The 24853-nt window shown below is 37.6% G+C and carries 24 protein-coding genes and 1 other annotated feature; of the genes, 17 read left to right on the top strand and 7 right to left on the bottom strand.

All coding sequences use genetic code 11. The features are described 5' to 3' along the window. Nucleotides 1-395 precede the first annotated feature (395 nt). From AC6BKE_RS19750 to AC6BKE_RS19725, 6 genes are all read left to right on the top strand, one after another. Nucleotides 396-632, top strand: coding sequence for a hypothetical protein (locus AC6BKE_RS19750; protein ID WP_036116996.1), 237 nt, complete (start codon nucleotides 396-398; stop codon nucleotides 630-632). Between the two features lie 66 nt (nucleotides 633-698). Beyond that, complete coding sequence (locus AC6BKE_RS19745) at nucleotides 699-1466, top strand: hypothetical protein (RefSeq protein ID WP_058843688.1); 768 nt, start codon at nucleotides 699-701, stop codon at nucleotides 1464-1466. Nucleotides 1467-1719: 253 nt separating this feature from the next. After that, complete coding sequence (locus AC6BKE_RS19740; protein ID WP_170829827.1) at nucleotides 1720-2085, top strand: phage tail tube protein; 366 nt, start codon at nucleotides 1720-1722, stop codon at nucleotides 2083-2085. Nucleotides 2086-2087: 2 nt separating this feature from the next. Next, a complete protein-coding gene (locus tag AC6BKE_RS19735; protein WP_036116908.1) occupies nucleotides 2088-2642 on the top strand; it encodes a M15 family metallopeptidase in 555 nt (184 codons plus the stop codon). Between the two features lie 400 nt (nucleotides 2643-3042). Further along, entirely contained in the window at nucleotides 3043-3696 is a 654-nt protein-coding gene (locus tag AC6BKE_RS19730) for a hypothetical protein (protein WP_342534869.1), read from the top strand. Between the two features lie 9 nt (nucleotides 3697-3705). Further along, the gene (locus AC6BKE_RS19725; protein WP_342534868.1) at nucleotides 3706-4128 is read left to right on the top strand and encodes a hypothetical protein; all 423 of its coding nucleotides are present in this window, start codon (nucleotides 3706-3708) and stop codon (nucleotides 4126-4128) included. A 111-nt stretch (nucleotides 4129-4239) separates the two neighbouring features. On the opposite strand, the gene AC6BKE_RS19720 is transcribed toward AC6BKE_RS19725, so the two are convergent. Continuing rightward, nucleotides 4240-4443, bottom strand: a complete 204-nt coding sequence (locus AC6BKE_RS19720; protein WP_058843690.1) for a hypothetical protein — start codon at nucleotides 4441-4443, stop codon at nucleotides 4240-4242. Nucleotides 4444-5099: 656 nt separating this feature from the next. On the opposite strand from AC6BKE_RS19720, the gene acnA reads away from it, so the two are divergent. Further along, nucleotides 5100-7805, top strand: coding sequence for an aconitate hydratase AcnA (gene acnA / locus AC6BKE_RS19715; protein WP_036120887.1), 2706 nt, complete (start codon nucleotides 5100-5102; stop codon nucleotides 7803-7805). A 191-nt stretch (nucleotides 7806-7996) separates the two neighbouring features. Beyond that, nucleotides 7997-9487 (top strand): DUF6612 family protein, encoded by a 1491-nt coding sequence (locus AC6BKE_RS19710; RefSeq protein ID WP_499857756.1) that lies wholly within the window; start codon nucleotides 7997-7999, stop codon nucleotides 9485-9487. A 280-nt stretch (nucleotides 9488-9767) separates the two neighbouring features. On the opposite strand, the gene AC6BKE_RS19705 is transcribed toward AC6BKE_RS19710, so the two are convergent. Further along, on the bottom strand, nucleotides 9768-10352 hold the full coding sequence (locus AC6BKE_RS19705; RefSeq protein WP_499857755.1) for a DJ-1/PfpI family protein: 585 nt from the start codon (nucleotides 10350-10352) through the stop codon (nucleotides 9768-9770). A 141-nt stretch (nucleotides 10353-10493) separates the two neighbouring features. Between AC6BKE_RS19705 and AC6BKE_RS19700 the strand changes: the two genes are divergently transcribed. The 5 genes from AC6BKE_RS19700 to ileS all read left to right on the top strand — a co-directional run bounded on the left by AC6BKE_RS19700 (nucleotide 10494) and on the right by ileS (nucleotide 16554). Beyond that, nucleotides 10494-10937 (top strand): Lrp/AsnC family transcriptional regulator, encoded by a 444-nt coding sequence (locus AC6BKE_RS19700; protein WP_036120896.1) that lies wholly within the window; start codon nucleotides 10494-10496, stop codon nucleotides 10935-10937. Nucleotides 10938-11635: 698 nt separating this feature from the next. Then, nucleotides 11636-12283: a hypothetical protein gene (locus tag AC6BKE_RS19695; protein ID WP_058843692.1), complete on the top strand. Its 648-nt coding sequence runs from the start codon at nucleotides 11636-11638 to the stop codon at nucleotides 12281-12283. A 54-nt stretch (nucleotides 12284-12337) separates the two neighbouring features. After that, nucleotides 12338-12478 carry a hypothetical protein gene (locus AC6BKE_RS19690; protein ID WP_231744998.1) on the top strand — a complete coding sequence of 47 codons (141 nt, stop codon included), beginning with the start codon at nucleotides 12338-12340 and terminating at the stop codon, nucleotides 12476-12478. A gap of 258 nt (nucleotides 12479-12736) precedes the next feature. Beyond that, the gene (locus AC6BKE_RS19685) at nucleotides 12737-12913 is read left to right on the top strand and encodes a DUF2785 domain-containing protein (RefSeq protein ID WP_231744999.1); all 177 of its coding nucleotides are present in this window, start codon (nucleotides 12737-12739) and stop codon (nucleotides 12911-12913) included. A gap of 249 nt (nucleotides 12914-13162) precedes the next feature. Next, nucleotides 13163-13401, top strand: a binding site (T-box leader). Between the two features lie 60 nt (nucleotides 13402-13461). Next, the gene (gene ileS / locus AC6BKE_RS19680; protein ID WP_499857754.1) at nucleotides 13462-16554 is read left to right on the top strand and encodes an isoleucine--tRNA ligase; all 3093 of its coding nucleotides are present in this window, start codon (nucleotides 13462-13464) and stop codon (nucleotides 16552-16554) included. Nucleotides 16555-17152: 598 nt separating this feature from the next. Here ileS and AC6BKE_RS19675 read toward each other — a convergent pair. Next, a complete protein-coding gene (locus tag AC6BKE_RS19675; RefSeq protein ID WP_271909964.1) occupies nucleotides 17153-17755 on the bottom strand; it encodes a LysE/ArgO family amino acid transporter in 603 nt (200 codons plus the stop codon). Between the two features lie 111 nt (nucleotides 17756-17866). Between AC6BKE_RS19675 and AC6BKE_RS19670 the strand changes: the two genes are divergently transcribed. Beyond that, entirely contained in the window at nucleotides 17867-19300 is a 1434-nt protein-coding gene (locus AC6BKE_RS19670; protein ID WP_340834381.1) for an aminotransferase-like domain-containing protein, read from the top strand. 225 nt (nucleotides 19301-19525) lie between these two features. Continuing rightward, a complete protein-coding gene (locus AC6BKE_RS19665) occupies nucleotides 19526-20710 on the top strand; it encodes an oxalate decarboxylase family bicupin (protein WP_499857753.1) in 1185 nt (394 codons plus the stop codon). 202 nt (nucleotides 20711-20912) lie between these two features. Here AC6BKE_RS19665 and AC6BKE_RS19660 read toward each other — a convergent pair whose 3' ends face one another. Further along, nucleotides 20913-21383, bottom strand: a complete 471-nt coding sequence (locus tag AC6BKE_RS19660) for a DUF2975 domain-containing protein (RefSeq protein ID WP_036117640.1) — start codon at nucleotides 21381-21383, stop codon at nucleotides 20913-20915. 376 nt (nucleotides 21384-21759) lie between these two features. Between AC6BKE_RS19660 and AC6BKE_RS19655 the strand changes: the two genes are divergently transcribed. After that, nucleotides 21760-22287: a GrpB family protein gene (locus tag AC6BKE_RS19655; protein WP_340834377.1), complete on the top strand. Its 528-nt coding sequence runs from the start codon at nucleotides 21760-21762 to the stop codon at nucleotides 22285-22287. Between the two features lie 156 nt (nucleotides 22288-22443). Continuing rightward, entirely contained in the window at nucleotides 22444-22731 is a 288-nt protein-coding gene (locus AC6BKE_RS19650) for a hypothetical protein (protein ID WP_338651254.1), read from the top strand. 208 nt (nucleotides 22732-22939) lie between these two features. Here the strand turns inward: AC6BKE_RS19650 and AC6BKE_RS19645 are convergent, their stop codons facing one another. The 3 genes from AC6BKE_RS19645 to AC6BKE_RS19635 all read right to left on the bottom strand — a co-directional run bounded on the left by AC6BKE_RS19645 (nucleotide 22940) and on the right by AC6BKE_RS19635 (nucleotide 24529). Continuing rightward, nucleotides 22940-23449 carry a DinB family protein gene (locus AC6BKE_RS19645; RefSeq protein WP_036117648.1) on the bottom strand — a complete coding sequence of 170 codons (510 nt, stop codon included), beginning with the start codon at nucleotides 23447-23449 and terminating at the stop codon, nucleotides 22940-22942. A gap of 366 nt (nucleotides 23450-23815) precedes the next feature. Beyond that, on the bottom strand, nucleotides 23816-24124 hold the full coding sequence (locus tag AC6BKE_RS19640; RefSeq protein ID WP_036117651.1) for a hypothetical protein: 309 nt from the start codon (nucleotides 24122-24124) through the stop codon (nucleotides 23816-23818). A 24-nt stretch (nucleotides 24125-24148) separates the two neighbouring features. Further along, nucleotides 24149-24529, bottom strand: coding sequence for a DUF7668 domain-containing protein (locus tag AC6BKE_RS19635; protein ID WP_340834375.1), 381 nt, complete (start codon nucleotides 24527-24529; stop codon nucleotides 24149-24151). Nucleotides 24530-24853 lie beyond the last annotated feature (324 nt).

The following is a 24853-nucleotide window of genomic DNA, read 5'->3' as shown; positions in this document are numbered from 1 at the left end:
GTGAAACTACCTGTGTAGAGACGTATAATCAAACGCGTACCTTATGACCAATGTATTGGGCTCTTTCCAATTTAATTGATATGCCCCTTTTGAAAAGGGTCTATAGCCATCATCGGTATGTGTATTTATTAAATATTTACTCTATGATATCAAAGGGGTGGGGGAGGTTCAGCTCAATTCGTAGTCTTACAAAATGTATTACATGAAGGGCTACCTTTGTTGAATGAGTATGTCCCCATTTGAATTAAAAATGCATAAATGAATAACTAGTTGCAAATCCACGGGGTGAAGCTTTTCTACAAGAATCCAAGTACTAAGAAACAAATGAAAGAGGGATTTTTTCCCTAATTGGAGAATATAATACTAATAAGAAAATTTAAAGGGGTGACGAAAAAATGAATAACAATATTAAAGATGTGGAAAAAAAGCATAAATATAAAATCTATCCAAAATCAGAAAGACTAACAGTAGTCTTTTTATTTACATCCGTCCTAGTTTGGGGGTTTTATGATAGATTTACGACAGGTCATTGGGGAGTTCCAGCATATTTGATAATCATGACTTTTGTCTTTAATTTAATTGTTAGAAGTTATTATAGTAGAAAGGAAAAAAAAGGAGACGGAAAATTATAACTTTACATAAATACCTAATTAAGTTGGTGTAAAATAGTACCAAAAATACTATTATGAGGTGATGAAATGTTAAATTCAAAAAAAATAATTGCTAGTGCTCTTTGTTCAACTATGTTATTTGCAAGTAGCAGTGTATGTATTCCTAATGCATATGCCTCAGAAATTGCTCCAACAGAGTATAGGGTAGTAGATTCTGTAACTACGGATAGTTCGCTTAATTTTAATCTAGTTAATTCTTTAAATAATATTGATATTAATGTTGAATATACTGACGATGGTTTTGTAGTAAACTCACTCAATAACGGAAATGAAAAAAGTACTTTGATTTATAATAGTTCTACTGGTATTGCTACTTTAAATGGTAAAGATATTAATCTTGAGATAACTGAACCTGACTTTAATGCAGATACAAATTCAGATATGTCAGTTTATGCTACTGATTATGTTTATGTAGCTCCAGCCAGTCTTTCTTTTAAAGGTGTAGCTACATCATTTAGTGATGTAGCCACTTTAATGACAGGTGTAATTGTTATAGGTGCATGGTTAGGAGTAAAGCTTCCTAATAAATTAGTATCTGATAAAGTATCAAAAGCATTAGGCGCAATTGGTGTTACAGCTCTAATAGTAGAAAGACAGGTGAGCGGCACATGGAAAGCGGATTTGGTCAGAACAAAAGATAAATTTAATACTGGGTACCCAGGTTCTATAAATCAATATCAATACAAGTTTCGTTATCAAGATATTAATTCATCGCTAACAATTGGACCTTGGAAAATAGATTTTGCTGTTGATAATGTTGGCGATTGGTGGTTCCAAGATAAACCTATGAGATAAGAAACATTTATTTTTAAGAGCTCTGCACTAACTGAATATGACTGTTTAATGTATCATCTTATCGTAAAAAACCAGGCGCTCGAATGAGTACCTGGTTATTTTTCTATTTTAATACAGAATCATTTAACAAAACATTAAATTCGTCAACTTTACTGTTGTCTGAAATCTGTTGTTACGAGCGAAGTTGTAAACGTAACAGGGCTATATCTCAGCTCTATATCACAACGGTAGTAGCAGAGGGGAGGGCAATAAATTGGAACAAAAGAAACCAGTGATTCCGTTGAATCTTCAGTACTTTGCAGACACAACCATGCATGCTCGTGATGCTATTCATGGTGCACAAGGGAAAGCGTATGTGAGGGTTGAAGGAAAACGTTATTTATTTGCACAGCTAATCAACCTAGAGGCACGTATGGACAAAACCAAAACACAAGTCCCTATTATGGGTCGTGTAGCTAAAGGGAATAGATCAACAGGTGCAGAGTATCCAGAAAGTGCCACATTCTATTTCAATACATCTATTTTCCGTAAATTATTGAAGCGTTATAAAGACACTGGAGAAGATGGCACAAACAGCCTGCCGACTACTCTTTCAAGAGTGCTACAAGGCAGGTATTGACTTTGTTTTCATCACAGAAATATCGTAGCCAAGCTCGCCAAAACTATCTATATGAGCAAGGGAGAACAAGACCAGGGCAAGTAGTTACCTGGACACGAAATAGTAATCATACATCGCGTAGAGCTTGGGATATTGCTGTAGCACCGCCAAGAAATTTATATGATATTTCTACTCTTTCAAAGGTTGGGGCAATAGCTAAAAAACTAGGAATCACTAGGGGAGGCTATTGGCCTGTAGGTCAGTATGATGCACCTCATTTTGAAATTCCTACAACATGGAAGATGCCTGCAGGTTATAAATTTGAAGGACAAGTAATCGTGCCCTCAAGTAGTGCCATAAAGGTACAACTCATTGTAGAGGATACACAAAAACAAAAGGAGGATGATACTATGAAATTCACAAGCACAACCGCAAAAGCTGCAGTACGTGATTACATTCAACAAGCCGTAGACAAAAAGGTGATTGATAAGTCATGGCTTGAAAAATTCGATAATGGAACTATGACAAGTGGTGATTTTGAAGGATTGAAGATTATCATTGCACAACGTAGCGTTTAACAGCAAATGCCTGTTACCTTAATCAGTAATGGGCATTTCATAAAAATATTATAAGAATAGTAATGTAAATGATATGTCCATAGTCAAATTAGTGAACTTGTTATTAGCAATATTTTTTTGTTTTTATTGAAAATGTCAAGCATAAAATGGAGTTAACGCTATAAATGTATATATAGCACTAAAAAAATATCGATACCACTAAAAAAAGATGGGAATAAGTGGCGTGATTTGGCGGACTTGACGAATTTCCTATGAGTAGCGTCAAATTAATGGCGTTCACACCGTCAAAAAAGTGGCGTGAACATAATATTGAATTGGGGAAGTTACCAATGATAGGATAATAATTAACTCGAGGTAAGGATTTGCTAGTGAATCAAATACAAGTTTGAAGGGATAAATCATGAAACATACAAAAATTATTAGTATTTTACTAACATTTACTTTATTAATTAGCATTGTATTTCCACCAGCTGCCTCAGCAATAGAATTCACAGATAATGATCAAAATGAAAGTTTATATTCGGAAACTGAATTATTAGTTCCTCAACTAGATACAGAGGAATATAATAAATACATTTTAGATACTGAAAATTATATAAATGAGCATCCGGAATTTAAGGAACTATATGAATCATTTACCGATGTTGAAAGACAATATTTTTGGGATTCTATTAACACTGCACGAACTCCTTTTATGAATTCACTGGAATCTGAACAATTTATTGTTGCTCCGAGGGTCGCTCCGATTGTATGGTTCGTTGCAGCTACATGTGTTAAACTAGTTGTAAAACAAATTCCAAAAGCAACAGTGAAATTTTCTTCACACGCAGTTATACAGGCTAATGCACGTCAACTTTCTTCCAAACAAGTTGCTGATGCAATTGTAAATGGAAAAAAATTCATGGATAAACATACACGTGCTAGAGCTATTTATGATAAAGATCAAAATATTAATGTAGTGTTTATAGGGAATTCAAAAGAGGTTGTAACGGTTTACAAACCTGATAGTGGGGAAATCGCTAAGAAATTTATTAGTAGTAACTGGGGATGGTAAGATTTAATTATGGCAACCTTATACGATAGATCATTTGATGCATCAAAGACAAGTTTAGAAGTGGTTAATATAGAGAGTGATACTATTTCCAGTAATATTTTGATTAAATTTAATTGTGGTGAACATCATTTAGATTTTAAGTTTTTGGTTTTACGAAGTGATCTTATAATGCTGCATACGCTGATATTAAATAATTGGGACGAATTATTGGAAGCAGAAGTATGGGACTCAACGGATCCATCTTTTTCATTTGCTATTTTAGCGAATAATAGTGACCTAATTGATGAACAGATTTATCAATTCCAATTTTGGATTGATGCAGGAGAATATAACTCTCATAGAGCTACTCGTTCCGGTATTGGTATTACAATTTATCAAAATAGAAAATCTATTGAACAATTTGCATTACAGATAAAAAAAGAATTTGATTAGGATTTAAAGCAAAGGCCAGGCGCTCATTCAACAATGAGTACCTGGTTTTTTTTTATTTCCACAAATTAATTACTTAATAAAATACAAACCAAAATAAATAAACCAAGACAGCTACATGCCATCTTGGTTTATTTTCATTTCTAATAATACTTGTTTACGTTCTAATATTAATTCCATGAGCTCGTCTAAATCTTCCTCTAAGGCGTGGTCTCTTATAAAGCTACGTGCTCCAGATCGTGCACTAAGATATTTAGCACGTTCTTTATTCTTCGCTTGCCAACGTTTATTCGCCTCAGTCTGCGGATTTTTCTTCATTAAATCCTCCTCTTTAATATAGTACGATGTCTTTAAAAAGAAGTACCTAAATTTTTCCGCAATTTACATTTAAAAAACACAAGTTGAAAAACTGTTGGTTAATCATATGAATGGTACCAGACGCTCAAATGTGCACCTGGTTTGTTTTTTATTAAAGCAGAACTGATTATCCAAGAAGAAACAAATTGTAAGGTATTGTCATATGTGTATATGTATATTATATAGTTATTAAAATAGTTGCATCATTTCTTTAATGTTTAATTATAAAGAAGTTAATAATCTAAAAGTAAAAGTTGTTGTATTGATTTTTTCTACTACTCATACGTGTCAGGATGAATTTTTATTTACTATTTATTCCTGCGGTACACTTTTTACAAAAAGTTCGTGTACCGCAATCTGTACCACAGTTAAATACATTTAGATATGCTTCGTTAGATAGGTATAGAAACCCACATTAATACAAACCCTTGATATTATGCACATCAAAAAATTAAAAACATCAGGATAGAAATCAAGGTCATAAGTTATACTTATCAAAAAAGATAATATTAATGTAATTTACTTATGAATATAAATGCGCTATCATGGGTATTGGAGAAAAGATGCTACACATTTTTAAAGCCTTTTCAAAAAGATATATTTAGGGGGATCCGCAAATGGCACAAGGTAATTTACACAACAGCCGTGCATCATTCGAAGTGAATGGTAAAACTTACAATTACTATGACTTAGCTGCGATTGAAAAAGCTGGCGTTGCAAAAGTTTCAAACCTTCCTTACTCAATTAAAGTGTTATTAGAATCTGTTTTACGTCAATATGATGCGTATGTAATTAAAGAAGAACATGTAAACGAATTAGCAAAATGGGGCAATGGTGCTGACCCTGAAGCAGAAGTACCATTCAAACCATCCCGCGTTGTATTACAAGACTTTACTGGTGTACCAGTAGTTGTTGACCTTGCATCACTTCGTTCTGCAATGAAGGAAATGGGCGGTGACCCAAGCAAAATCAACCCTGCTATTCCAGTTGACCTTGTAATTGACCACTCAGTACAAGTTGACAAATACGGTAATGCATCTGCACTGCAAGCAAACATGGACCTTGAGTTTGAACGTAACGCTGAGCGTTATAACTTCTTAAAATGGGCTCAAACTGCTTACAATAACTTCCGTGCTGTACCACCAGCAACAGGTATCGTTCACCAAGTAAACTTAGAGTACTTAGCTCCAGTTGTACACGTAAACGAAAATGCTGACGGTACATTCGAAACTTTCCCAGATTCAGTAGTAGGTACTGACTCTCATACAACAATGATCAACGGTATCGGTGTTCTTGGATGGGGCGTAGGTGGTATTGAAGCCGAAGCAGGTATGCTTGGTCAGCCTTCATACTTCCCAATTCCAGAAGTTATCGGTGTTAAATTAGTTGGCGATCTTCCAAACGGAACAACTGCTACTGACTTAGCATTAAAAGTAACACAAGTATTACGTCAACGTGGCGTAGTTGGTAAATTCGTTGAGTTCTTCGGACCTGGCGTATCTAAATTACCACTAGCTGACCGTGCGACAATCTCAAACATGGCTCCTGAATATGGTGCTACATGTGGTTACTTCGCAATCGACGAAGAATCATTAAACTACATGCGTTTAACTGGTCGTGACGAAGAGCACATCGCGGTTGTTGAAGCTTACCTTAAAGCAAACCACATGTTCTTCGATCCAGCATTAGAGCCAGTTTACACTGATGTTTTAGAAGTAAACTTAGCTGAAATCGAACCAAACCTTTCTGGTCCAAAACGTCCACAAGACTTAATTCCACTATCTCAAATGCGTTCTCGTTACAAAGAAGCAGTGGTGGCACCACAAGGTACACAAGGTTTTGGTTTAACAGAAGATGAATTCGCAAAAACTTCTGTAGCGAAATTCGCTGAAGGCGATGTAGAAATTCCAACAGGTGCTGTTGCAATTGCAGCGATCACTTCTTGTACAAATACATCTAACCCATACGTATTAATTGCTGCGGGCTTAGTGGCGAAAAAAGCTGTAGAAAAAGGTCTAACAGTGCCTAAATGGGTAAAAACTTCTTTAGCACCAGGTTCTAAAGTTGTAACTGGTTACCTTGAAGATTCAGGTTTACAAACGTACCTTGATACAATCGGCTTCAACACTGTAGGTTATGGTTGTACAACATGTATCGGTAACTCAGGTCCATTACTTCCTGAAATCGAAGATGCAATTAAAGCAAATGACTTATTCGTAACTTCTGTACTTTCTGGTAACCGTAACTTTGAAGGTCGTGTACACCCACTTGTAAAAGCTAACTACTTAGCTTCTCCACCACTTGTTGTTGCTTATGCACTTGCTGGTACAGTGGATATCGATCTACAAAAAGATTCATTCGGTAAAGACAAAGATGGTAATGAAGTATTCTTCGCGGATATTTGGCCATCAACAGAAGAAGTTAATGCAGTATTAAGTACTGTTGTTAACCGTGAGTTATTCCAAAAAGAATACGAAACAGTATTCACAGCGAACGAAAAATGGAATGCAATTGAAACATCAACTGAGTCTCTATACACATTTGATGATAAATCAACTTACATCCAAAACCCACCATTCTTCCAAGGTCTTGCAAAAGAGCCAGAAGCAATCCAAGGCTTAGACGGCTTACGCATTATGGCGAAGTTCGGTGACTCAATCACAACTGACCATATTTCTCCAGCTGGTGCAATCGGTAAAGATACACCTGCAGGTAAATATTTAATTGAAAACGGTGTTGCAATCCGTGACTTCAACTCTTACGGTTCTCGTCGTGGTAACCACGAAGTAATGATGCGTGGTACATTTGCAAACATCCGTATCCGTAACCAAGTGGCTCCTGGTACAGAAGGTGGATTCACTACTTACTGGCCAACAGGCGAAGTAGAGTATATCTATGACGCATGTATGAAATACCAAGAGCAAGGTACTGGCTTAGTCGTACTTGCTGGTAATGACTACGGTATGGGTTCTTCTCGTGACTGGGCTGCGAAAGGTACATTCCTACTTGGCGTGAAAACTGTTATCGCACAATCTTACGAGCGTATCCACCGTTCTAACTTAGTAATGATGGGTGTTCTTCCACTTCAATTTATGCCAGGTGAATCTGCTGAGACACTAGGCTTAACTGGTAAAGAAGAAATCTCTGTTAACATTACTGACAACGTAAAACCACGTGAAATCTTAACAGTAACTGCTAAATCTGAAGACGGCACAGTTAAAACTTTCCAAGCTTTAGCTCGTTTCGACTCAGAAGTAGAAGTAGACTACTACCGTCACGGTGGTATCCTACAAATGGTTCTACGCGCAAAAGCTGCTGAGTAATCATCATCATAAAAACCGATCTCTTAGGAGGTCGGTTTTTTTATATGGAGGATAAAAATTAGATCGAACCAAATGACGGATATATTGGATAATTATATTTTAATTTCCAACTAACCTAGCATTTTCCCAAATCTTTAGATAAAATTAATATGTAAGCATTACATTTTACATAAATGGGGGGACGATTAATTATGACAAAGAAAAAACATAAGCTTTATACGGCGGCAACAGCTGCAATGGCGGTTACAACTGTTGCAGTAGTACCTGTTTCGGCTGCTAGTCCATTTTCAGATGTGAGCGAAGATCATGCATATTTTAACGGTATTTCCACATTACATGCAGCAGATATTATTCATGGTTTTCCAGATGGTACATTTAAGCCCTCACAGGACGTAACACGTGGACAGGCGGCAAAGATGATAGCAAGTGCTTTTCAATTAACAACAACGGATTTGACTGTAGAAAATCCGAATTTCAAGGATGTTGACTCATCTAGCCCATACTATAAGGCGATAGTTACACTAGTAAATCTTGGGGTTGTACAAGGCTATGAGGATGATACATTCCGTCCAGATGACACGATTACACGTGGTCAAATGGCGATAATGGTAGCAGAGGCAGCAGGTTTAACAGCGAAAGGCAAAAGCCCATTTACTGATGTACAGCAAAATAGTCCATTTGCAGAGGCAGTAACAGCACTGTATGAGGCAGGCGTTGCGAAGGGGGTTTCTGCCACAGAATTTGGTGTAGATAAAAATGTTACGCGTGGTCAGTTAGCAACATTTATCGTCAACGCATTAGACTTACCTGTGGATACACAGCCTATACCGGAAGAAAAAGGGGAAGACCCTAAAGGGGAGCAGGTAAAGGAAGAACAGTCTACTACAACAAAAAATAGTGCTTTGTTAGAGGAAGTATTTACTAAAACAGTAGCCAAGCAAAAAGAGCTAAAAAGCATGAAGGCTACCATGACCATCTCTCAGTCAGTGGAGGCAAACGATGGCAAGGAAACCATGAAAGTGGATTCTAAAGGCAACATGAAGATGGAAATTGTTACAGAGCCGATGCAATTCTTTGCTGATGGTACAATGTCGCTAACAGATCCAACAAGTGGTGAAGCGATTAATTTGCCGATTAAAATGTATATGACGGCTAAAGATGGTATGTATATGTATGAGGCAGAGCAAAAGGCTTGGATAAAGTTCCCGAAACAATTATTTGAGGATGTACTTAGCCAAACAGGGATACAGCCAGATGCAACGGAACAATTGGAGATGCTACAAGCATTTGCTGAAGATTTCACATTAGTTGAAACAGCAAATCGTTATGAATTAACACTAAAGGGTGCTGGGGATAAATTCACAGAGCTAGTGAAGCAGCAGCTTGGCGCAATGAATTTAGGAATGGATGCCGATCTAGAGGCACAATTAGGTAACATGTCCTTTGATAGTCTCACATATAAATTATTGATTAATAAAGAAACATTTGATGTAGAAGAAATTGCTATGGATATGACCTTAAAGATGAAAGTGGAAGGCAATTCGATCAAAACAAGACAGCAAACTACAATTAAATATCATGATTTCAATGCGGTAACAACGATTACGATTCCAAAAGATGTGCTAGACAACGCGAAGGAAATGGATTTTAACACATCAGAAACAGCACCATTAGAAAAATAATAGCAATAAAGTAAAAAGTAGGGTTACATCATAATATTTGGTGTAAGCCTGCTTTTTATCCTGCTGTAAATCATGTTTAAACGATGTTTAATAACTCAAAACTGGTAGTCAGTGCCTTAGCGGTTCGTGATTGACACCTATATATTGATCCTTAATCAGAACTATATCATTAGTTTCAAGAAGTAAAGAGTTAGGAGTGAAGTTATTACAATCAATATCAGAAAACAAATGTACATAATGAAGCTGTCCAAAATGAACTCTTTTGGACAGCTTTATAAAATTATTTAAAGCCCATTAAATCCTTTACTTTCAATGTATTATCAGGTGATGTTAGCATTTCAAGTAAGCCAAATGCGACATCGAATGCAGTGCCTGGGTTCGAAGATGTAATAATGTGCTCTGTGTAGACAATTCGTTCATTAGCAACATTTGCACCATAGGATTGAAGCTGCTCTAATCGTTTACTTGTTGGATGATTATAAGTTGTCGCCTTCTTATTTTGTAGAATACCGCTATGCCCTAATATTAGGGAGGCTACACAGATTGTTGCAATAGGCTTTTTCTGTTCATCAAAATGACGCACAACTGTTTGAAATTCCTCGCTAAAGGCATCTTCGTAAAAGCCTGCTTCCTCAAAGCCCCCTGGGATTGCTAAAGCATCAAAATCCTTTAAATCAATTTCATGCAGCAATTTTTCAGGAATGACGCTAAAATTCCATGTACATTGCAATTGTTTATGTAACCCGACTGTAATGACTTCTGTTGATTCATCGCCTTCCCATTTATTCCAGCCAAGCACATCTGTAAAAACACTGGCTTCCAGGGCCTCGAAGCCATTTGCTAAAAGTAATAATATTTTTTTCATATTGATTCTGCCTCCTTTATTGCTTTTATTGTAATCAAAAGAGCTGAATGTTAACAGAAGCTGTATAATGTATTTTGGATAAAAAACTTTATTTGAAAAGGTATTATAGAAAAAATAATTGATTTAGAAAGGTGAAGGACCATGGATCAAATTGATATACAAATATTACAGCAATTACAGCACAATGCAAAAATCTCGATGAAGGAATTAGCAGCAATTGTTCATTTATCTTCTCCCGCTGTTATTGAACGGGTCAAAAAGCTGGAGGAACAAGGTGTGATTGAAGGGTATCATGCAAGGGTGAATTTGAAAAAGATGGAGCGCACTATTGAGGCCATTATTTTATTTAAATCCATTGATTGTAAAAGCCTCTCTGCATTTTGTAAGGCTCATCCTGATGTCTTGGCGTGCTATCGAGTGGCGGGGGAAATTAGCTATATTGTCAAACTAGCGACTTATTCAGTAGAAACATTAGAGCAGTTTATTGATGCAGCTATGCCCTATGGTACACCTTCTACCAATATCGTGTTATCTTCAACGGAAAAAAAGGTTATTAGCCCGTTTGCTGACAATGATTTAGAATAAATGACAAAAAAAGCAAACCTCGAAGCTATGAGCACCGTTTATAGGAAAGAGAGGGCTCATTTACGAACTAGAAAGAATAATGGAACAGCATACAGAGAGGCTTATTCGTCTTGCCTTTTACTATGGAAGAGATTGACAAAGTGCAGAAGATATCGTGCAGGATGTCTTAATTAAATTTTATGATAACCAACAAAACTATGAGGAACGTGGCGAACTAAAGGCTTATTTATCGAAGCATCGAGGCAAAGATTTACGCAGTTGGGCCTATTGCAAAATTCAAGTACAACAGAAGCTTTTTGCAAAGCAAACTACCACTAGAAGGATATACTTGTACAGCAAGACGAACGCATTTTGATTGAAAATGTGATTCTAGCACTCCTATTCAAGCAGCGTGAGGTCATTTTTAAAACAATGTCTGTGGTGGATATAATTATCTGTAGATGAATTGGTGCAAAAACATAGCAATGGTACACGTTTTCCTTTAGTGGATGTCCCAAAACGCTATCAAAGTACAATATAGCCAGGTGATTGGGAACAATGCCTCTCAACCTCTCATCGATTTTCCTAGAGATGAAAATAGTGGAGGAACTTCAATAAAAGGAAGCTAGATATTCAACGTTTTAGAATGTCTAGCCTTTTCTGTACAATTGGATTAAAATACAATAGTTGTAACATTTTTCTATGCAGGAGGTGTTGAATTGGTATTTGCTCTATTAGATAATGCGACAGCCTTTTTCCTAAGCTTACCTCTTCTACTGATTTATTTAAAAAGTATACCGCAGGAAGAATCCTTATGGCGGTGGTCGATGCCTTTATGGTTGTTGAATTACAATGTCATTCGATATTTTGTCTCGGATGGCGAGATTTTTTGGGTTGTCCTTTGTTGGCAGTTATTATTTTTATGGCCAATAAGTCTAGCAATATATATTCATTTATACAATAAGGAAAAGCAGTGGGCGTTTTACATAGGATTAAAGAAAAAGCATGTACTCATTGTGGCTTCATTGATGGTGCTATTTGGGGGAGCTCTCATCTATTCACTTCATCAGGCAAATGAGCAAGTGATTGTTTTTCATCAGGAGGTCATGGAAGAACTTGAGATCAGTTCAGATCGACAGCATTATTTAATGTATAATGCGAATGCACCTTCTACACTTCTTGGTGTAGCGGATGACATAGCTGAGGTACGCAGAGGTCGGGTTTATGCAGCCACTTTCCCTTGGAGCAGCAAGGTGATTGTGCACCTAGATAATTGGCAAAAGGAATTGACCTATGTCCGTTTTTATAATGGATGGAAGCTGGATGGGCTATACCGAGAAAGTAGTACGGAGTATCACAATGAATAAGCAAAGTGGAATTAGCCAGTTGTATTGAAGGAAGATGAATTGAAGGCTAGATTAATGGCATTGAAAAAGGGTCAGGCTACTTGGCAGCAAGAGCATCAACAGCAGGTTTTGCATGCCATGCTAGCACATATCGGTTCTACTGAAGTGAGCTACGAGATACATGGATTTAGGGCAGCTTTTATGAATGGATTTTAGAAAAAATTTGCTGAATCATCGTTGCTTCATTGAACTTTGGGATTAAAGCTTAAACCATTTATTATTCAAAGGAATCTGATTGGGTTTTTTACTCACTCGTTTACAATCTTATTGCTCGTACTTATTTTAGCTAGGGATCTACACAGATATTTTTTTATCTAAGGATAGCATGAGGCTTGTCAAACGAAGTTATGAACTTACATATCATCTGAAAAGGATGTAAGAAGCTATGTACCTGGCAAAGGATGGGCACATAGTGTGGCACATGTATCGGATGCTATTGATGAACTAGTGAAAAATCCTAAAATGAATGGATCAGCCTATGTCGCTATGTTACATGCACTTTGGTTTTTCTATTTACAACCTGCTTATGTATTTATTCATGATGAGGAGGAAAGGTTGTTAGTCCTGATTTTCGCTATGTTGGAAAAATGAAATCATCCAAATATTGCAGCAAACACTGTCAACAGTAGCCACATTAAAGGGGCAATTGGATGAAGTAAACTTTTATATCGGGCTATTTAATGTCAAAATATTGCTGAAGAGCTTTATTCAAACCAATCCGCAATCTTAATATATGACTCTCCATCAAAGTATTGTCACTTGTCTCAACGAAATTTTTTAAGGTTGTCCACTGTTGACAGACAATTGGTAATTTGTTACGATGAGTGACAATAAAAGCATACAAATTCGTTGATGAGAAAGAGTAGTGTTTCATTTTGTTCTACAGAGAGCCGACATTTGGTGGAAGTCGGTGTGCAGGTGTTACATGAAAATCCTCTCTGAGAAGATTGGCTGAATAGAGTAAGCCAATCCGGGTGTCTACCGTTAAAAAGAACACGTATGATTGTACGTTGCTGAGCGCTATTGACCATTGTGTCAATAGAATTAGGGTGGTATTCGCGGTTAACCCCGTCCCTTTCCTTGGGACGGGGTTTTTTGTATGCCTTTTATACAAAATGGATTGTATAGGAGGAACTCATATGCAGGAAGAACAAAAGAAGGAAACAGTGGTTGAACGAGAAACAAGGATTCGTGCGTTGTGGGCGCAAGAAGGAACCTTGGCAAAGTCCATCAACAATCGTGCTGGACAGCAGCCCTTTGTATTTTACGAGGGACCGCCAACAGCGAATGGTTTACCACATGTTGGTCATGCTTTTGGCAGAACAATTAAAGATGTTGTGGCACGCTATAAAACGATGCAAGGCTATCTCGTTGAACGAAAAGCAGGCTGGGATACACATGGATTGCCTGTGGAATTAGGAGTAGAAAAGGCATTAGGCATCTCTGGGAAGCAGGAAATTGAGAATTACGGGGTAGAGCGATTTATTCAGGCATGTAAAAAGAGCGTTTTTACCTATGAGCAAAAATGGCGTACCTTTACCGAGCAGCTTGGCTACTGGCTTGATATGGATAATCCTTATCTGACACTAAGCAATGATTATATCGAATCTGTGTGGCATATTTTAAGCCATGTACACAAGGAACAACTTTTATATAAAGGGCATCGTGTTTCACCTTATTGCCCTAGCTGCCAAACATCCTTAAGTTCACATGAGGTAGCACAGGGGTATAAGGATGTCAAAGACTTATCCGTTACAGCGATGTTTAAGCTTCGGGATCGCGACGAATATTTCTTAGGCTGGACAACGACGCCTTGGACATTACCTGCTAATGTAGCCTTGGCTATGAATCCATCTCTTCAATATGTACGTGTAAAGCATGAGAATAACATATACATCCTCGCTAAATCACTGGTAGAAAAGGTTTTTACAGAGCCTATCGAAGTACTAAGTGAGCATGATGGGCAAGAGTTTGCGGGTGTTTCCTATCAACCACCATTTTCTTATGTAACGGTCGAAAAAGGGCAAGTTGTCGTTATGGCGGATTACGTGACGGAGCATAGTGGAACAGGAATTGTGCACATTGCTCCAGCCTATGGAGAGGACGATTATAAAACAGTACAGTACCATGGTTTGTCCTTTGTCAATGTAGTTGATTTAAAAGGCTGTTATACAGAAGCTGTGTCTGAGCTTGTCGGACGCTTTGTAAAAGATTGTGATGTTGATATCATTAAAATGCTAGCGGCAAAAAAACTTCTATTTGCTAAAGAGAAATATGAGCATAGCTACCCACATTGCTGGCGCTGTGATTCACCTTTGCTGTACTACGCAACAGATAGCTGGTTTATCAAGATGTCAGCATTAAAGGAGCAGCTTTTACAAAATAATCAGCAAGTGACATGGTATCCAGGTCATATTAAGGACGGTCGATTTGGCAACTTCCTAGAAAATTTAGTGGATTGGAATATTAGCCGTAATCGTTACTGGGGTACACCATTGAATGTCTGGGTTTGTCGGGAGTGTGCTCATGAGGTGGCTCCAAGTAGTGTTGCAGCATTAAGAAAATTAGCTAAAGGGGCTTTCGATGAAAATTTAGAGCTTCATAAACCATTTATTGATGACATTGTCTGTACATGTCCTGTCTGTCAAGGAGACATGAAGCGGACGCCAGAAGTTATTGATGTTTGGTTTGACAGTGGCTCGATGCCATTTGCCCAGCAGCATTATCCTTTTGAAGATGTCACGACTTTTCGTCAGCAGTTCCCTGCAGATGTCGTCATTGAGGGAATCGACCAAACAAGAGGCTTTTTCTATAGCTTATTAGCGGTATCGACGTTATTTACAGGCAAGCCACCTTATAAAAATGTTCTATCGTTAGGGCATGTCTTAGATGAGCATGGGCAGAAGATGTCAAAAAGTAAAGGTAATGCTTTAGAGCCTGTTGAATTAATCGAGCAATATGGAGCGGATGCTTTACGGTGGGCATTTTTAGTCGACAGCTCCCCTTGGAATCCGAAGCGTTTTTCTAAGAAAATTATCTTAGATGCGAAATCGAAACTAGTGGATACACTTGACAATACGTTTAAATTTTATGCAATGTATGCCCATATCGATGGCTTTACGTATGATGCTACAAATAAAGGGAGTCGATCACCTCTAGATCATTGGATTTTGTCTCGTCTCCATCACACTATCCAACTTGTCACAACGTTCATGGATGATTATCAATTTACACAGGCTACACGAGAAATTGCTCAGTTGGTAGAGGAGTTAAGCAATTGGTATATTCGCCGTTCACGAGCTAGATTTTGGGCAAATGGACTGACAGCAGATAAACGAGGTGCATTTAGTACGCTTTATGAAGTGCTTACATCTATTTGTCAATTGGTAGCACCGTTTACGCCATTTATTGCTGAAGACATCTACCGTCAATTATGTGGGAAAAGTGTTCATCTGGAGAACTACCCAGCATGTGACGAACAATTAGTGGATGTCAAGCTTGAACAAGAAATGGCAATGGTTTTAACAGTAGTGGAACTTGGACGCAGCATTCGCAATAGTCAGGGAATGAAGGTTAAGCAACCTTTAAGTGAACTCATTGTTGCCGTAAAAGGAGACCTGATGGATTTTCAAGTCTATAGTGAGCTCATTCAAGATGAGTTAAACATCAAAGCCTGTAGGTGGGCGCATGATTTTTCAGCCTATGAAAGCATCCAATATAAGCTGAATTTTAAAACTGCTGGAGCTGCATTTGGTGCAAAGGTTAATCAAGTAAAAGAATATGTGATGGCATTAACGAATGAAGAAAAGCAAAAGCTTCAGCATAATGGTTCGATTAATTTTGAGATGGAAGGACAACAGCTAACATTATTAGCAGCCCATGTTGTTGCTGAAGCGGTTGTGAAGGAGTATTATAGGTTAGCTGAGGATAGCACATGTCGTGTATTGATGAATGTTCAACTAACAGAAAGCTTGCTACAAGAAGGGCAAATGCGAGAATTAATTCGCACAATTCAAGACGCAAGGAAAAAATGGCAGCTACCAGTGGTCCAATATGTGTCGATTGCCTTTAACGGTAGTACAAAGGTACTTTCTATCATCCGACAGCATGAAGCAATATTACAAGCGAATGTATTAGTCAAGGCTATTCATTATGGTGAAGCGTGGTCTAAAGCGAAATCCGTTGAAACAACATTGTTTAATGAACAGCTCACGGTATTTGTCTCACTCTAAAAGAAATGCTCAGGAGGAATCCTGAGCATTTCTTAGTGTTGAAAAACAAAACAGTCAATTGAAAGGGAGAAATGGATTTCCGTTGCAGGCTACTTGCTTTCCTGTGGGCGAGCGCCTAGCCGCTTCCTCCGCTACCGCTCCGTTTAGAGGTTCGCCTGTCTCGCTATCCCATGGGAGTCAAGTAGCCTTCCACTCCACCCCACAAAAGTGTTACCTTTTTAGCAAAGTTTTCAAATAAAGTGAAGGTGTTCACTACTTTTTATGAAGAGGTGTTGTCACGCATCACTTCTCCATATTGAAAATAAAAGTTTATCCCTTCTAAGAATACAGATAATGGGCTATTTGATCGCTATACTACTATGAAAAAAAGTAAAGACACTTTGCAGAATGATTGATTGGAGTGGAGCCAGCGTCACAGATGAGACCCTGGAACGAGCGTAAGTGAGTGAAGCGGCTCATCGGACGCCCCCTGGAAAGGGCGCTGACGGAACGGAAATCAACCTCTCACCTTGCAAATTTGCTTTTTCTGCCGTTGACATCATCTTTTTTCAACAACATGAAATGCTTCAGGAGGAATCCTGAGCATTTTCTATGTAGGCTACAGTAAGCCACTTGCGAGATAACACGCTGTTGCCCAAATAAAGATGGCTGAGCATTTATTCAAGATGCCCATCAACTTACCAGAGCTATCGAGTTTTTTGAACGAGGCACCAGTCAACGTGAGACCGAAAAACCATAGCCAAGAAATTAGCACGCAGGCTACCGTGAAAATCATTTGCTCTGTACCACTATATTTTAATGCGCTCGTACCAATGACGCCGATTGTATCTAATATAGCATGTGGATTAAGTAACGACACAGAGAGGGCAAAGAGAATTTGTTTTTTTATGGGCAGTGGTTCACTTTTTTCTGTAGTGCTCGGATTTGAGCGCCAGATGGTATAGCCCATATAAAGTAAAAAAACAATACCAACAGTCATTAAAGCGATACGTAGCCACTCAAATTGTAAAACAATTAAGGATAGTCCGAATACCGCAAGCACAATTAGCATTGTATCACAGAGGGCAGCTGTTACACTTGCTGGCAGGGCGCGTAATAAATTGGGTTGTGTAGCACCTTGAGAAAAAACAAAAACATTTTGTACACCTAAAGGTAAAATGAGTCCAAATGCTAAAATGATGCCATGAAGAAAAGCTTCCAACAATCATCCCTCCTTTCACTATTCATTTTAGATATGGTATAACTAAAAGAAAACGACCAATTGGATGGTTTTTTATCCACCCAATTTTCTAGCAGGAAAGGTGATGGATAAATGAACTGGCAGCCAAATAGACAAAGAGATACCTCATTACAACAGCAAATTGTGCAATGGATAACAGCACTGGTGGAACAAGGAGACTGGGTAGCAGGAACAAAACTGCCCACCCAAAGACAGTTAGCCATGCAGTTTGGCGTCAATCGTAGCACGGTTCAACAGGCTTTAGAGGAATTAAAAGCAATAGGTCTCCTTGAATCAAAGATAGGCTCTGGGGTTTACGTTACGCATAATTCATGGCATGCATTAATTCAACAAACACAGCCGAATTGGCAAACCTATATCGAAACAAGTATCCATAAGCCAAACTATCACACTATCCAATTAATTAATGAATACGAGCAGCGTGAGGATGTCATTCGTTTAGGAACGGGTGAGCTAGCACCAAGCTTATTGCCCACAGAGGCCATAGAAGCTTCACTAAGGGAGCTATCTTTTCAGCCCAAAGCATTGGGCTATTCCTCACCACAGGGTAATGATCACCTTCGTGCAGCTATCTGTGACTATGTACGAAACAGAGGCATCGTTGCTGAGCCTCAACAGGTCTGCATTGTCTCAGGTGCACTTCAGGCATTGCAGTTAATTGCCGTTGGTTTACTAGAACAAGGGTCTATTGTATTTCAGGAGCCAACCTCCTATTTAAATTCTGTCCATCCATTTCAATCAGTAGGGATGCAAATGGTGAGCATTCACCGCGATGAACAGCTTGCCCAAACATTGTCTCAAAGGAAACGGAAAAAACAAGCCGTATTTTACGCTATCCCAACTTTACATAATCCAACGGGCCAAGTATGGACATCTCTGGAAAAAAAGCAGCTCTATGAAGCCTGTCAGGCATCACGTATTCCAATTATTGAGGATGATGTCTATCATGAATTACTTTTTGAAGCGACCTCTCCTCCTATTAAAGCAATGGATAGCAGCGGACAAGTCCTTTATATTGGGAGTGTCTCCAAAACCTTAAGCCCTGGGCTACGCATTGGCTGGCTTATTGGTCCAACCACCGTCATCGAACGATTAGCCGATATAAAAATGCAAACGGACTATGGCTCAAGTGCTATCTCACAAGAAATTGTCCTACATTGGCTACAATCAGGAAAATATGAATCGCATCTTGCATCTTTACGTCAGCACTTGCAGGATCGAGCCCATTTCACTGAGCAAATTTTACAGGGAAAATTTAAAGACATTGCTACTTGGAGCAAACCAAAGGGAGGCTTTTATATTTGGCTCAAGTTTCATGAGCCACTTATAGACAAAGAATTCTTTATGAAGCTATTGCAGCAACAAGTATTAATCAATCCTGGCTATATTTATGACCCACAAGATCATCATCATATTCGTCTATCTTATGCCTATGCAACATATGACGAATTGCAGGAAGGCCTCCAAATCTTGCATAAATGTGTAGTGGAGGCTTTGCTACAGTAACTGATTATGTTTTCATGGGAATGAATTTGCTCTACGTTTAGAGGAGTGATGCCTCCGCTCCATAATGTGAGGAAAGCGGTCAAAAAAGTAATCATTCCTCGTAACCAAATAGCCATTCTCATGCACTCGCCCAACAGAAAAGCAAGTGAATAGTACAAGCTGTGTGCCCATACATTTAGAAGGATGAAAGTATTTTTTAAATTTCTACGATAAAGAGGTGAACGATTGGACAATTTGCCGCCGGGTTATTTTCAAGTGCCTCAGCCTATTCGGAATGATGGAGCTGGAGGGGTGGATAAGGGGCCACGCGATATTATGAGGGATTTAGAAAATCCGGATATGCTGGTGCCACCAACGACAGATGCGGGTTTGATCCCTAACCTACGATTCTCGTTTTCAGACACGCATATGACATTAAATCAAGGTGGGTGGTCACGGGAAATTACGGTTCGTGAATTACCGATTGCTACGACATTGGCGGGTGTAAATATGAGCTTGACACCGGGAGGCGTGCGCGAACTGCATTGGCATCAGCAGGCGGAGTGGTCTTATATGCTACTCGGTCATGCTCGGATTACGGCAGTTGATCAAAATGGCTGTAATTTTATTGCCGATGTAGGACCAGGTGATTTATGGTATTTTCCACCTGGCATTCCTCATTCAATTCAGGGGTTAGAGGATGGCTGTGAATTTTTATTAGTGTTTGATGATGGCAATTTCTCAGATCTGAATACATTGTCGATTTCAGATTGGTTTGCGCATACCCCGAAGGATGTGCTATCTGCCAATTTTGGGGTTCCAATTAGTGCTTTTGATCATATTCCGAATGAGCAAGTGTATATTTATCAGGATCAGGTTCCTGGTCCCATCAATTCACAAAAAGTGGAGTCTCCTTATGGGCAGGTTCCACAAACTTTTAAGCATCGCTTATTAGCACAGCCACCACTGAAAACACCAGGTGGCAGTGTGCGTATTGTGGATTCAACTAATTTTCCGATTTCCCAAAATATCGCAGCGGCACTGGTGGAAATTGAACCTGGGGCGATGCGCGAATTACATTGGCATCCGAACAACGATGAATGGCAATATTATCTACAAGGAAAAGGGCGAATGACTGTTTTCACAGGGAATGGAACAGCACGAACATTTGATTATCGTGCAGGTGATGTTGGGTATGTGCCGTTTGCGACGGGGCATTATGTTGAAAATACTGGCACAGAGCCATTATGGTTTTTAGAAATGTTTAAAAGTAACCGATTCCAGGATGTATCTTTGAATCAATGGATGGCCTTAACGCCAACAGAATTGGTGCAAAGTAATTTGCAGGTTGGCCCTGAGTTGCTACAGGCTCTTAGAAAGGAAAAATGGCCAGTGGTGAAATACCCTGGTTTTTCGTATTATCCAAAATAAGAATGCAGGTGAATACTTTGTAAAATTAAAGATAAGTGAACGCATGTTTTTATTTTAAAACAGTAACTTATCTTTAATGTCACACATTATAGGATAGTTGGTACATCACTTATATAGTAGTGGTGTACTTTTTTATTTAGTAGACCTCATTTATTACTACAACAACGAAGGGAGTTTTATAAAAATGGTTATTATGAAACACCTACATATTTTCTAGGATATTTTTTATGGGTTTTTGAAGTACGTCTATAATGGCAGCGATGATAGCTGTTACTAAAATCCCTATTAGACCAAGTGCTATCGGACCTGCTGCGTCTTCACCCGTGAACATAGCAGAAACCCTTAAGTAAACTATTAAAAACAAAATGAAGAAAATAATTGTCAAAGCGCATTTTTTTATAATCTGTAAGGAATTAAGGGATAGCTCAGAAAAAGCATTGTTTATATTGATATAACTCAATAGTTTATAGGCTTGATACAATGCAACAGAAAACGTAATGCATACTCCATAGGCACATATTAACAATGGATATATCGAGTAATCTCCTGGACGCACTTTGGCATCTCGTAAAGCTGCTTGAGGTAACCAATAGATACACACAGCAAGTACCGCAATTCCAATAAGAAAAGCAATGATCTTTAAGAAAAAAGTTGAACTTAGTTTAACATTCATTTGAAGCACCTCACCGATTTAATGATAATATGATATTAGTCTATTTATTATCGTTTATCAATATATTTATTTCGTTTTTTATTATATTATTGTTGTTATTCAAATGATTATTTAAAAATCATGTGGGAATCGTACTTCCGTTATGGTAAGTTTTATGATGAAGTAACTGAACAATAGGGCGCAATTGTTAAAGTTGGGAATGCGTCTTTCATCATCTAAAGGGCGATTAAAATGGTAAAGAAATTCGGCAAAATTACATTAGAATTCAGTTTAGCTTGTGAAGTAGTGTATTTAAACTAACACTGCAGTTGAGTTTAAGAAGGATAAAGAAATCATCGAACGAATTAGTTAACTATATTGAAAATGAGGTGACTAAATGAGATTAGGGTTAAAACGAGATGAGGTAAGGTTAGAAGCACATTGTGATGAGTGGAAAAAAGAGTTTTTTAGGGTGAAACAGGATATTTTAAATGCAACGCCGATTCAAGAGAATAGAATTGAACACATTGGTAGCACAGCCATAAAGAATATCGTTGCCAAACCAATATTGGATTTAGTCGTTGGTGTTGATGATATTGAAAATGTTGATAAATCGATATTTCAAGGGCTAAAGGAAGTTGGTTTTTTAAAGCTCAAAGTGGAACGCCCTAATGAAATTGTGCTTGCGAAGTTTAATGATGATCATTACGAGGAAAAGACACACTTTATTCACTTAGTAGAATACAACAAAGAACTCTGGAAAAATTTAATCTTTTTTAGGAACTACTTAATTTCAAACGAAACAGCAAGGGAAGAGTACAGAGAACTGAAAATGAAATTTGTAGAAGAGAAAAATGGTGGGATCAATGAATACACAGATTATAAGGAACAATTCGTAAAAGGAATCTATGAGAAAAGGAAATAATTTCTTGTTAAGCTAACAGTATGCTTTACTTTAACAAGCAAAAGACAAATCACCGTCTTGCTATTCAGCAATCGGGCGCTTTCATGGAAAACTAGGAAAGTATCTTTATAGGACAAAGTGTTATGGAACGCTGCATTTAATTAGGGGGGCATTGTTATGGAAATATACTGGGTAAACGGACAATATCAAGAAGATGAGCAGATTTTTGATTCTCAGTTTGAAGTTTATGAATGGACGGACTCATTATATCAAGATTTCTCCAATGGCTTTTTGAGAAAAGAAAATATCGGTTATGCAACTCCTGATATAAAGGTCATTGATTGTTTAACGGAACTAATACCACAATGGGCGGAATACATGAATGTATATGTTACAATGCATAGAGATAAGATTGAGGTAGATTGTAAAAAAATGTATAGAATTTGGACTTCATATAGTAGATAAAGTTCTTCCACCATCGGGCGCGGTTCTGTAATAAGGATCAGTGCTCGATCATTATAGGGACATATAATTGAATAAGAAATTATAATGTATAAATAGGGATAACGTCAGGAAAATGCGGATTTATAACGCTAAGTAAGGTTCACTATGAAAAAGCCTAATTTCTCAGTATGAAATGAAAAATTAGGTTCTTTCATTAATAGAAAGAGATTTATAAGTATTTATCGCTAATCACTTTCATATGGTGTAACTCGTGCCCGACAATGCCATATACAATGGTTCCTACTGAAACTGGACTGTTCATTATAGTTCCTTTACGAACCCACGCAGCTTCATCAATAGTTGAAATCAGGCTTAATGTGTTGGAACGTACGGTGTCTAAACCAGCTAGTAACTGTTCCCAAGATAATTTGTTGAAGTTTGCCGCAGAAACGTATTGATCCTGATCCATTGCTGGGAGTGGTGCAATTTCATTTCGTGCAATGGCAAGTATTCGATACGACATCACACGTTCCGAGTCGGTCATATGCCCAATCACTTCTTTTAAAGTCCATTTCCCTGGTGCGTACGTCTTACTTGCTAACTCCTCTGATACGCTGCCTAAGAGGGTAAGGGTCTTAGCTTGTTGCTTATTAAGTATTTCTTCAATATCTCCATCTGGCACAAGACTAACATACCTATCATGCTCTGGATTTTCAATAAATAATGGTCGTGGACGCACATGAATCCTCCTCATCGGAATAGTTAATTATGGTTGTAGGGTAATATTCTACTTTCAAGCGGATATTTCCTTTATATAATATTTATTTATTTTCATTACCGCTGTTTCGAAGACATATTAAATAATCGGGCGCAATTCTTGAAAAGGAATTGTGCCTTTTTCATTAATAGGGCCATTTAATTGAATTAAAAATGGGGCTTTATGTTAATCTTGATTTGAGTTTGTGAAGCAATGTACTTAAGCTAACGATGCATTTAGTTGAATAGCAATTAGGTGTGACTGGAAGAATTGGAGATGATATAAAAAACACCGAAGTGTCATATGTATTTTCAAATTAAGCTTATGGACAACTTGGAATTTGTGGGGTTAATCATAATAGTGAAATTCAAAACCGTCTTCTGGTTCGCCAACTTCATATCCCAATAATTTTGTAGCTCTATTCTTAAATATTGTAATCCATTCATCCCATTCTTCTGATGGTAACTTAGCATAGAATTGTAATCCACTTGATTCAATACTTACTTCTATTAATTTATCATCTGAACCATACCACTGTGGACAGCCGTTTACAAAGTTGTTCCAGTTAGGCATTTCTCTATATAAACGCTCTAACTTATCCCAAACTTCTTGTGGAGCAGAATAATGAATATTCAAATTAATATTGTATATTTCCATATGTTCTCCTTTTAATATATTGTTTTACTGTGGGTCAACTGTGATAAAAACACTTTTTAATCCGTCATCCGTATATAAAAACTCCATTTGTAAACACATATCTGCCAATTTTGAATTTGAAGTTAAAGCATAATCAACAGCAAATCCACTATTATCATTGAATTCATAGAAGTTGATTTGTGAATATTCGTATTTTGGGTGGAAATTACATGGAGCGCCATATTCATCAAATGAATCAAATCCATTTAAGTTTAATGTTTCTTGAACATAATAGAATAACTCACCAATATGATCCACTTCACATTCATCCACATAATTTAAAATGTTTTCATATTCTTTATTGTGCATTACTTTTAATATATTAGTAATAACAGTTAAAGCATATTGTTTATCTTCATTTTTCATAGTGAACCTCCAAATTCTAATTTGTCTTTCTATTCAACTGTATAATATCATAAATTTGTGAGAAAATTCACTTAAACTAACGGAGTGCTTTAGTTCAATAACGATCTTCCACAATCTGGCGCGATCATGGAAGAAGCCAATGATTATTTATTGTAGTATTGTGGTAGATGTTGTAGTAGTAAATGGGTTCATATGTTGTCCAAAAAGGATAGATGTAAACAGGTATAATTCCTGTTCATCTATCCTTTTCTTTTTACCTACTATAATATGTGTGACATTTTAATCAAACACATAATTTTAATAAAAGAAATTCTCACCTGCTGT

This window comes from Lysinibacillus sp. COL-1 (assembly GCF_059814265.1).
This window is presented reverse-complemented; position numbering and strand designations above follow the sequence as displayed.

Bases quoted from the DNA above. Each gene is read 5' to 3' on its own strand.
- AC6BKE_RS19640 (WP_036117651.1), bottom strand. From the start codon at position 24,124: ATGGAAATATACAATATTAATTTGAATATTCATTATTCTGCTCCACAA.
- AC6BKE_RS19725 (WP_342534868.1), top strand. From the start codon at position 3,706: ATGGCAACCTTATACGATAGATCATTTGATGCATCAAAGACAAGTTTA.
- AC6BKE_RS19670 (WP_340834381.1), top strand. From the start codon at position 17,867: ATGAACTGGCAGCCAAATAGACAAAGAGATACCTCATTACAACAGCAA.
- AC6BKE_RS19650 (WP_338651254.1), top strand. From the start codon at position 22,444: ATGGAAATATACTGGGTAAACGGACAATATCAAGAAGATGAGCAGATT.
- AC6BKE_RS19745 (WP_058843688.1), top strand. From the start codon at position 699: ATGTTAAATTCAAAAAAAATAATTGCTAGTGCTCTTTGTTCAACTATG.
- AC6BKE_RS19660 (WP_036117640.1), bottom strand. From the start codon at position 21,383: ATGAATGTTAAACTAAGTTCAACTTTTTTCTTAAAGATCATTGCTTTT.
- ileS (WP_499857754.1), top strand. From the start codon at position 13,462: ATGCAGGAAGAACAAAAGAAGGAAACAGTGGTTGAACGAGAAACAAGG.
- AC6BKE_RS19700 (WP_036120896.1), top strand. From the start codon at position 10,494: ATGGATCAAATTGATATACAAATATTACAGCAATTACAGCACAATGCA.
- AC6BKE_RS19705 (WP_499857755.1), bottom strand. From the start codon at position 10,352: ATGAAAAAAATATTATTACTTTTAGCAAATGGCTTCGAGGCCCTGGAA.
- AC6BKE_RS19720 (WP_058843690.1), bottom strand. From the start codon at position 4,443: ATGAAGAAAAATCCGCAGACTGAGGCGAATAAACGTTGGCAAGCGAAG.
- AC6BKE_RS19710 (WP_499857756.1), top strand. From the start codon at position 7,997: ATGACAAAGAAAAAACATAAGCTTTATACGGCGGCAACAGCTGCAATG.
- acnA (WP_036120887.1), top strand. From the start codon at position 5,100: ATGGCACAAGGTAATTTACACAACAGCCGTGCATCATTCGAAGTGAAT.
- AC6BKE_RS19635 (WP_340834375.1), bottom strand. From the start codon at position 24,529: ATGAAAAATGAAGATAAACAATATGCTTTAACTGTTATTACTAATATA.
- AC6BKE_RS19730 (WP_342534869.1), top strand. From the start codon at position 3,043: ATGAAACATACAAAAATTATTAGTATTTTACTAACATTTACTTTATTA.
- AC6BKE_RS19690 (WP_231744998.1), top strand. From the start codon at position 12,338: ATGGCATTGAAAAAGGGTCAGGCTACTTGGCAGCAAGAGCATCAACAG.
- AC6BKE_RS19750 (WP_036116996.1), top strand. From the start codon at position 396: ATGAATAACAATATTAAAGATGTGGAAAAAAAGCATAAATATAAAATC.
- AC6BKE_RS19655 (WP_340834377.1), top strand. From the start codon at position 21,760: ATGAGATTAGGGTTAAAACGAGATGAGGTAAGGTTAGAAGCACATTGT.